Origin of the sequence: Pseudomonas sp., assembly GCF_050739655.1 — a bacterium.
Lineage (GTDB): Bacteria > Pseudomonadota > Gammaproteobacteria > Pseudomonadales > Pseudomonadaceae > Aquipseudomonas.
Window position 1 is genome coordinate 1 of sequence record NZ_JBOIBY010000377.1, and the last position, 1,744, is coordinate 1,744.

At 54.4% G+C, this 1,744-nt stretch carries 1 protein-coding gene and 1 pseudogene; both read right to left on the reverse strand.

Annotated elements, in window-relative coordinates:
- Window positions 1–272 (reverse strand): annotated as a pseudogene (locus ACRESJ_RS18435) (cytochrome o ubiquinol oxidase subunit I); the annotation flags it as partial.
- A gap of 3 nt (window positions 273–275) precedes the next feature.
- Window positions 276–1,211 (reverse strand): ubiquinol oxidase subunit II, encoded by a 936-nt coding sequence (gene cyoA / locus ACRESJ_RS18440; protein ID WP_431759160.1) that lies wholly within the window; start codon window positions 1,209–1,211, stop codon window positions 276–278.
- Between the last annotated feature and the right edge of the window lie 533 nt (window positions 1,212–1,744).

Consider the following 1,744-nt stretch of genomic DNA (forward strand, 5'->3'; position numbering starts at 1 on the left):
GGCGAACCCTCGGTGGCCATGGCCAACTGGGTACGCATCATGATGGCGTCGGCAAAGCCGCGCAGCAGCATGACCATGGCGACGATGATGTACATCACGCCGATTTTCTTGTGGTCGACCGACGTCAGCCACTCGGTCCACAGGTAGGTCCACTTCTTGAAGTAGGTGATTGCAGCGAACAACGCCAGACCACCGAGCGCGATCATGGAGATGGTCACCATGACAATCGGCTCGTGGAACGGGATCGCTTCCCAACTTAATTTACCAAACATCGTTTACTCCTCTGCCCCGGCAGCTGAATGCGAGTTCATGTCCGTAGCGGCCACTTCTTTCTCTTTCTTCTCGTGGTGCACCTTAGGACCCGGTTTCATGCCTTCGTACTTGTCGACGATGGTCTGGAACAGGTTCGGCGTAACCGAGGAGTAGAGCTCGACTGGGTTGTTCTGGCTTGGCTTGGAAAGGGCTGCGTATTCAGCTTGTTCAAGCTGTTTAGGTGCCTTTTTGACTTCGCTTACCCAGGCGTCGAATTCTTCCTGAGTCGTTGCGATCGCTTTGAATTTCATGCCGGTGAAACCAGCGCCGCTGTAGTTGGCGGAGATACCGTCCATTTCAGCGTTCTCGTTGGCGATCAGGTGCAGCTTGGTCTGCATGCCCGCCATCGCGTAGATCTGGCCGCCCAGAGCAGGGATGAAGAACGAGTTCATCACGGCGTCGGAAGTGATCTTGAAGTTGACCGGGGTGTGCGCCGGGAACACGATCTTGTTGACCGTGGCGATGCCTTGTTCCGGGTAGATGAACAGCCACTTCCAGTCCAGCGCGACCACTTCGATGGTCACCGGCTTGACGTCGGATTCCAGCGGCTTGTACGGGTCAAGGGCGTGGGTCGACTTGTAGGTGACGTAACCCAGGGCAATGATGATCAGCACTGGAACAGCCCACACCGCGATCTCGATCTTGGTGGAGTGGTTCCATTTCGGGGTGTAGGTAGCGCTCGTGTTGGACGCGCGGTATTTCCAGGCGAACAGGAAGGTCATCACGATGACCGGAACCACGACCAACAGCATCAGCAGCGTTGCGGTGATGATCAGGTTTCGCTCGTCCAGACCAACCTGGCCCTTGGGATTGAGCAAGGTCATGTTGCAGCCTGACAGCAGCAATGTGCCGATCAGCGGCAATAAGCCTAGTAGTCTGGGGTACCTGTTTTTACTCATCTCACGACCTCTAAAGCAGCTTGCGCAATGCAGTTGGGTTTTGATCGCCAACACTTCACCCTGCCAAGGGTTGGCATTTTTCTTGGATTGAATAAGGGCTTGCCCGTCGAGCGTCAGAGGCGTTTCGACAAATCCTGGGCCAGCAGTGAGTTCTTATTCGAATTCGTGGTCAAAGGCCTTGTTACAGCCCAATTCCATTTGGTGCGGATAGTTGGAGGCACCGACACCTGGGCGTCGCATCAAGCCCGAAGGCCTCTCGACACCCTCGTGCCATTCATGCACCAGAGCCAGGGTGAGCAGTGCCGGGAATTCAGTGCGGGCGATTGTAGATATGTAGCGTTTTATAAACCATGTCTTATCCCGAAATAATTTTTATCCCAGCCCGCAACAATCCTGACCCAATTCTGTAAAAGTGGCGCATCTTATCGAAATTGATTCTCAACAAAAACACCAAAAAAAGTAGGCCTTCCGCCCACAGTTCAGACAGTATCGGGTTTCTCTCCGCTGCCCTTGACCTTGTCCAAGCCCCCATA